At 50.6% G+C, this 6,646-nt stretch carries 6 protein-coding genes and 1 tRNA gene; 6 read left to right on the top strand and 1 reads right to left on the bottom strand.

What is annotated here, in order from left to right:
- Nucleotides 1–122: 122 nt before the first annotated feature.
- Nucleotides 123–198 (bottom strand) — tRNA-Asn (locus M979_RS09450).
- Between the two features lie 514 nt (nt 199–712).
- Between M979_RS09450 and M979_RS09445 the strand changes: the two genes are divergently transcribed.
- The 6 genes from M979_RS09445 to M979_RS09420 all read left to right on the top strand — a co-directional run.
- A complete protein-coding gene (locus M979_RS09445) occupies nt 713–1,834 on the top strand; it encodes a branched-chain amino acid ABC transporter substrate-binding protein (RefSeq protein ID WP_034458282.1) in 1,122 nt (373 codons plus the stop codon).
- Between the two features lie 141 nt (nt 1,835–1,975).
- On the top strand, nt 1,976–2,890 hold the full coding sequence (locus tag M979_RS09440) for an ABC transporter permease subunit (protein WP_064554673.1): 915 nt from the start codon (nt 1,976–1,978) through the stop codon (nt 2,888–2,890).
- Between the two features lie 11 nt (nt 2,891–2,901).
- On the top strand, nt 2,902–4,194 hold the full coding sequence (livM, locus tag M979_RS09435; RefSeq protein WP_064554671.1) for a high-affinity branched-chain amino acid ABC transporter permease LivM: 1,293 nt from the start codon (nt 2,902–2,904) through the stop codon (nt 4,192–4,194).
- Entirely contained in the window at nt 4,191–5,066 is an 876-nt protein-coding gene (locus M979_RS09430; RefSeq protein ID WP_064554670.1) for an ABC transporter ATP-binding protein, read from the top strand. The genes livM and M979_RS09430 overlap by 4 nt, the downstream gene beginning before the upstream one ends.
- Nucleotides 5,063–5,782, top strand: a complete 720-nt coding sequence (locus tag M979_RS09425; protein ID WP_034458274.1) for an ABC transporter ATP-binding protein — start codon at nt 5,063–5,065, stop codon at nt 5,780–5,782. Before M979_RS09430 ends, M979_RS09425 begins: the two co-directional genes overlap by 4 nt.
- A 146-nt stretch (nt 5,783–5,928) precedes the next feature.
- On the top strand, nt 5,929–6,646 hold a 718-nt coding region (locus tag M979_RS09420; protein WP_245164704.1), incomplete at its 3' end, for an MATE family efflux transporter.

Raw genomic sequence — 6,646 nt, 5'->3', positions numbered from 1 at the left:
GTATATCAGGACTAGTCATACCCATAAAAAAAGCCTGATGGTACTTTTCAGTACATCAGGCTTTTTTTATGCGCTGCTTTTGTAACATTTCACGATTTTAAATACATCATGAAACTAAAATTTGGCTCCTCTGACTGGACTCGAACCAGTGACATACGGATTAACAGTCCGCCGTTCTACCGACTGAACTACAGAGGAATCGGTTAACGGGGCGCATATTAGCGATTCGAGGGGGGCATGTCAAAGGGTTCGCGAAAAAGTTTTTTGTTTGCTCTTTTTATAGTCAACATGTTGAGTATTAAGGCGAATTTGACCTTTTTGTAAACAGTAAATGCAAGCCAGCCTCCAGCCAATTGCTCCGCACAATATTAACCATTTTGTATGTGTGGACTAAGTTGGTGCAAAGACGCATAAATCTTGAACAATATGGCTTTATTGTTAAGCAGATGTGATCCCCGCTGTAAATTCATTGCGTTGTACCGAGCGGCTTACTACTGCGCTCTATACTGACATATGTCGAAACATCGATATGCGGCTCGTAACGTTGGCAACCATTTTGCTTAATGTTCATGGCTGTGAAAATCGTAAGGAAACCTCGCTGTAACCACAGGAAATTGACTGGATAGTGCATTTTGTTCGCGTTTTTGCTTTTGAAATGGCTCTTACACCGTTTTGCATAAACCTCTTTGCTGATTTGCTAAGGAACATAAAAATGTCGCTGAAATTGATTAGAAGTCCTCTTTCTCTGGTGTTGGCTGGTTGTCTGGTAACGGCGTTTTCCGCCCACGCTGATATTGTCATTGGTGTCGCAGGGCCGTTTACCGGGCCGAACGCGACTTATGGCGATCAGTACTGGCATGGCGCGACTCAGGCCGCCGAAGATATTAATGCTGCTGGTGGGATTAATGGCGAAAAAATCAAACTGGTGCAGGGCGATGACGCCTGTGAACCCAAACAGGCTGTATCCGTAGCTAACCGTTTGGTTGACCAGGACAAAGTGAAAGCCGTGGTCGGCCATTTCTGTTCTTCATCTACTATGCCTGCCTCTGAGGTTTACAACGATGCGGGCATACTCGCCATCACCCCCGGATCGACCAACCCACTCATCACCGAGCGCAAGATGAACGACATGTTCCGCATGTGTGGGCGTGATGACCAGCAAGGGCAGGTCGCCAGCGATTTCATTATTGATAAGCTCAAAGCCAAACGGGTGGTGATCATTCACGATAAAGACACTTACGGGCAGGGGCTGGCAGATGCTACCAAAGCTGCGCTGGCGAAACGTGGCGTCAATGATGTGATGTACGAAGGCCTGTCGCGTGGTGAAAAAGACTTTAACGCGCTGGTTACCAAAATCAGTGCGCAAAAACCAGATGTGGTGTTTTTCGGCGGTTGTCACCCGGAAGCGGGGCCACTGGTGCGCCAGATGCGTGAGCAGGGTGTACAGGCTAAATTCTTCTCCGGTGACTGCATCGTGAACGAAGAGATGGTGACTGCGGCAGGCGGCCCGCAATATACCAATGGCATTTACATGACCTTCGGTAAAGATCCTCGCTTGATCCCGGATGGCAAAGCGGTAATCGACAAATTCCGCGCCAGCAAATTTGAACCTGAAGGTTACACCCTCTATTCCTACGCTTCTGTTCAGGCGATTGCTGCGGCATTTAAAGCCACTGGCGGTACAGATTCAGCCAAAGCCAGCGCCTGGCTGAAAGCAAACCCGGTGGATACCGTGATGGGCAAAAAAGCCTGGGATGATAAAGGTGACCTGAAAGTCTCGGATTACGTGGTTTATCAGTGGGATGACAAAGGAAAATATAAAGAAGTCCAATAATACCGGGATTTGTAGAGGGGATAAGCGGTAGCGTCATCCACCATTTTCGCCTGGCATTGCTGGTGAAAGTGTCGGGTGATGCTGCACTTACCCGACCTACAAAAGGAGTTTGTCCGCAGCACTAAAAGAGACTGCCAAACTATGGACGCATTCTTCCTGCAACAATTGATCAATGGCGTAACGCTAGGTTCCGTCTACGGGTTGATAGCCATTGGCTACACCATGGTTTACGGCATTATTGGCATGATTAACTTCGCCCACGGCGAAGTGTATATGATCTCCGCTTACCTCTGCGCCATCGGGCTTGCGCTACTTTCGTTCTTTGGTTTGCAGTCGTTTCCTTTACTTATTCTCGGCACGCTGGTGTTTACCATTGTAGTGACGGGCGTGTATGGCTGGACCATCGAGCGCATCGCTTATAAACCGCTGCGCAACTCTACCCGTTTAGCACCGCTGATTTCCGCAATTGGCATGTCGTTAATCTTGCAAAACTACGCACAAATCAGCCAGGGGCCGCGTCAACAGGGCATTCCAACCATGCTTGATGGCGTGTTCCGGTTTCATATCGGTGAAGGTTTTGTGCAAATCACCTACACAAAAGTATTCATTTTGATTGCTTCGTTTGCTGGCATGTTGCTGCTGACCTGGATTATCAGCAATACCAGGCTGGGGCGCATGTGCCGCGCCGTACAGCAAGACCGCAAAATGGCCTCGATTCTGGGGATTAATACCGACCGTATTATCTCAATTGTGTTTGTGATTGGTGCGTCAATGGCGGGTCTGGCAGGCGTGTTAATCACCATGAACTACGGCACCTTTGATTTCTACGCCGGTTTTATTATCGGTATTAAAGCGTTTACCGCGGCGGTGTTGGGTGGAATTGGCTCATTACCTGGCGCGATGCTTGGCGGGCTGATTCTTGGTATTGCTGAAGCGCAGTTCTCCGGCATGGTGAATTCCGATTACAAAGATGTGTTCTCGTTTGGATTACTGGTGGTGATCCTCATTTTCCGTCCTCAGGGGCTGCTTGGCCGACCTATCGTTGCCAAAGTGTGAGGGAGCAAAACATGACATCAGAAATGGCTTTGCATGAAGGCTTCTCCCTCAAACGCTGCTTGCTGGATGCGATATTCGCAGGGCTGGTGGCGTTGATTGTTTTTGGCCCGATAGTCGGTGTAGTACTGGATGGGTACAGCTTTAACTTCGAAGGGCAGCGGCTGATGGTGATTATCGCCGTCGTGATGGTCGGGCGGTTTTTATTAAGTGCTTTTTTGACGACTTCTACGGGCACGCGTTTTTTAAGCCGTTTTGAGACGGATAATTCAGGCGTGTATGTGCGCCCGCCAGAATACAAAAGCCGCATGCGCTGGATTATTCCCCTGGTGATCGCCCTGGCGGTTTGTTTCCCATTTGTGGCGACCAAATACGTGCTGACGGTTGCGATCCTCGGGCTAATTTATGTGCTGCTGGGCCTTGGGTTAAATATTGTCGTGGGGCTGGCAGGCTTGCTGGACTTGGGATACGTCGCCTTCTACGCCATTGGTGCTTACGGACTTGCACTGGGGTATCAGTATCTCGGACTCGGGTTCTGGTCGATGTTGCCACTTTCGGCGCTGATGGCTGCGGCGGCTGGTGCTTTGCTCGGTTTCCCGGTGTTGCGAATGCATGGTGATTACCTGGCTATTGTGACGCTGGGGTTTGGAGAGATTATCCGCCTGGTGCTGAATAACTGGCTGACGTTTACCGGTGGACCTAATGGGATCTCTGCTCCACCGCCGACGCTGTTTGGCCTTGAATTTGGGCGGCGTGCTAAAGAAGAAGGCGGGGTTCCATTCCACGAGTTCTTCCATCTCACCTATAACCCCAATCTGAAGTTTATTTTTATCTACGCCATTTTGGTGTTGGTGGTTTTACTGGTGCTGTATATCAAACATCGTCTGACACGCATGCCGATAGGCCGTGCCTGGGAGGCGTTGCGTGAAGATGAAATTGCCTGCCGATCCATGGGGCTCAATCATGTGCTGGTTAAGCTCTCAGCCTTTACGTTGGGTGCCTCAACGGCGGGTATTGCTGGCGTCTTTTTTGCGACGTATCAGGGTTTTGTTAACCCGACATCATTTACCTTCTTTGAATCAGCATTAATTCTCGCCATTGTCGTGCTGGGCGGCATGGGTTCGACGGTGGGCGTAGTGCTGGCGGCGTTTGTGCTGACAGTGACACCTGAACTCCTGCGCAGTTTTGCCGAATATCGCGTGCTGCTGTTTGGCATGTTAATGGTGGTGATGATGATTTGGCGGCCACGCGGTCTGATTCGCATCAACCGCAGCGGGTTTGCGGTGCGCAAGGGAGTGGCGCCATGAGCGATATGATATTAAGTGTTGAACATCTGATGATGCACTTTGGTGGGATTAAGGCGCTTAACGACGTAAATCTTGAGGTGCGCCGTGGGTCGATTACCGCGTTGATTGGTCCTAACGGTGCCGGGAAAACGACAGTGTTTAACTGCCTGACCGGTTTTTATAAAGCCTCTGGCGGTAATATTCTGTTTAACACGCGTGATAAAACCACCAACGTGATTCAGATACTGGGGCAGAAATTCCAACCGGGTGACTGGATTAATCCGGCGCAACTCGGCTCGCGTATTTTCTACAAAATGTTTGGTGGTACACATCTGGTGAACCGGGCTGGGCTTGCGCGCACCTTTCAGAATATCCGTTTATTCCGGGAAATGTCGGTGGTCGAAAACCTGTTGGTGGCACAACACATGCAGGTAAACCGTAATTTGCTTGCCGGAGTGCTGAACACTCCAGCTTATCGGCGGGCGGAAAGCCGCGCGCTCGACAGGGCATTTTACTGGCTTGAAGTGGTGGAGCTGGTGGATTGCGCTAACCGCCTCGCGGGGGAGATGTCTTACGGCCAGCAGCGGCGCCTCGAGATCGCACGTGCCATGTGTACCGCACCAGAGATGATCTGCCTTGATGAACCGGCTGCGGGTTTGAACCCGGTTGAAACACGTACCCTGAGTAAAATCATCCGTTTCTTACGCGACCACCACAGTATCACCGTGTTATTGATTGAACATGATATGGGCATGGTGATGGATATTTCCGACCACATTATTGTGCTCGACCATGGAGATGTGATTGCTGAGGGTAAACCTGAACAAATCCAGCATGATGAAAAAGTGATTGCCGCCTATTTGGGCACCGACGAAGACGAGGTCAGTGTATGAGTGAGGCGATGCTGGAGTTTCGTAATGTGGACGTTTTTTATGGTGCGATTCAGGCGCTAAAACAGGTTTCTTTGCAGGTCAACGAAGGGGAAACCGTGGCGTTGATTGGGGCGAACGGGGCCGGGAAATCAACGCTGTTAATGTCGATTTTCGGCCAGCCACGCATACGCGGCGGGCAGATCCTGTTTCGCGGTGAAGACATCAGCCATAAATCGACGCACTTTGTGGCTTCTGGTGGCATTGCCCAGGCGCCGGAAGGGCGGCGCATCTTCCCGGATATGACCGTCGAAGAAAATCTGCTGATGGGTACCATCCCCATTGGCAACCAGTTTGCCGCGCAGGATTTGCAAACCATGTTTGATCTGTTCCCGCGTTTGAAGGAGCGGCGCAAACAGCGGGCGATGACTATGTCCGGTGGTGAGCAGCAAATGCTGGCGATTGCCCGTGCACTGATGAGTCGCCCGAAATTGTTATTGCTGGATGAACCGAGCCTGGGTTTAGCACCCATCGTCGTGAAACAAATCTTCCAGACGCTACGTGAACTTGCGCGCAACGGGATGACGATTTTTCTGGTGGAGCAGAACGCGCACCATGCATTGAAGCTTTCTGACCGCGGTTATGTGATGGCCAACGGGCAGATTCGACTGAGTGGCAGTGGTGAAGCGTTGTTGGGGAATGAGGAAGTGCGCAAAGCATATTTGGGTGGACATGGTTGACAAGCATTCTGTCGGATGACGTTGCGCTTATCCGACCTACGGTTTGATTTTGAATGTGTAGGGTGGATAAACGCAGCCTCATCCACCAGTACTCATCACTAATAATTAAAAAACTCTTTGCAGGATAACGATTTGTAAATCATTATTTGAAATGTGGTTTCACTTTCCCCCCAAGGTCAATCTTGAACTTAAAAGCAGCACTTCATCAGCGCGTGGAAAAAACTCGCTGGTACGCCAAACGGAAAAGCAACCGAGTCCTGTTCTGGCGCGAAATTACACCGCTTGCGGTGCCTATCTTTCTGGAAAATACCTGCGTGTTACTGATGGGGGTGCTGAGCACCTTCCTTGTGAGTTGGCTGGGCAAAGAGGCGATGGCAGGCGTCGGGCTTGCCGATAGCTTCAACATGGTGATCATGGCATTTTTTGCGGCTGTGGACCTCGGCACTACAGTTGTGGTGGCATTTAGCCTCGGTAAACGTGACCCTAAACGAGCGCGAGATGCCGCGCGACAGTCATTGATATTAATGACAATTATTGCGATTTCCCTGGCGGCCGGCATTCACCTTGCGGGTGAGCATGTTGTTAACATTATTGCCGGGGCTGCCACACCTGAAGTTAAAGCATTGGCACTCTCGTATCTGCAAACCACCGTCTGGAGCTACCCGGCAGCGGCGATCGCGCTGATCAGTAGCGGCGCGTTGCGCGGGGCAGGGAATACAAAAATTCCGTTGCTGATTAACGGCGGGATGAACATCCTCAACATTATCATCAGTAGCGTCTTGATTTACGGCGCGCTCGGCTGGAACGGATTGGGCTTTTTTGGTGCTGGACTGGGCTTAACGATTTCACGTTATATCGGCGCTA

The sequence above is a fragment of the Buttiauxella noackiae ATCC 51607 genome (assembly GCF_001654865.1).
Classification (GTDB): domain Bacteria; phylum Pseudomonadota; class Gammaproteobacteria; order Enterobacterales; family Enterobacteriaceae; genus Buttiauxella; species Buttiauxella noackiae.
Note: the sequence above shows the minus strand (reverse complement) of the source record. Positions and strands in the feature narration are given on the sequence as shown.

Excerpts from the sequence above, each read along its gene's own strand:
- M979_RS09445 (WP_034458282.1), top strand. The coding sequence starts at position 713 with ATGTCGCTGAAATTGATTAGAAGTCCTCTTTCTCTGGTGTTGGCTGGT.
- M979_RS09440 (WP_064554673.1), top strand. The coding sequence starts at position 1,976 with ATGGACGCATTCTTCCTGCAACAATTGATCAATGGCGTAACGCTAGGT.
- livM (WP_064554671.1), top strand. The coding sequence starts at position 2,902 with ATGACATCAGAAATGGCTTTGCATGAAGGCTTCTCCCTCAAACGCTGC.
- M979_RS09430 (WP_064554670.1), top strand. The coding sequence starts at position 4,191 with ATGAGCGATATGATATTAAGTGTTGAACATCTGATGATGCACTTTGGT.
- M979_RS09425 (WP_034458274.1), top strand. The coding sequence starts at position 5,063 with ATGAGTGAGGCGATGCTGGAGTTTCGTAATGTGGACGTTTTTTATGGT.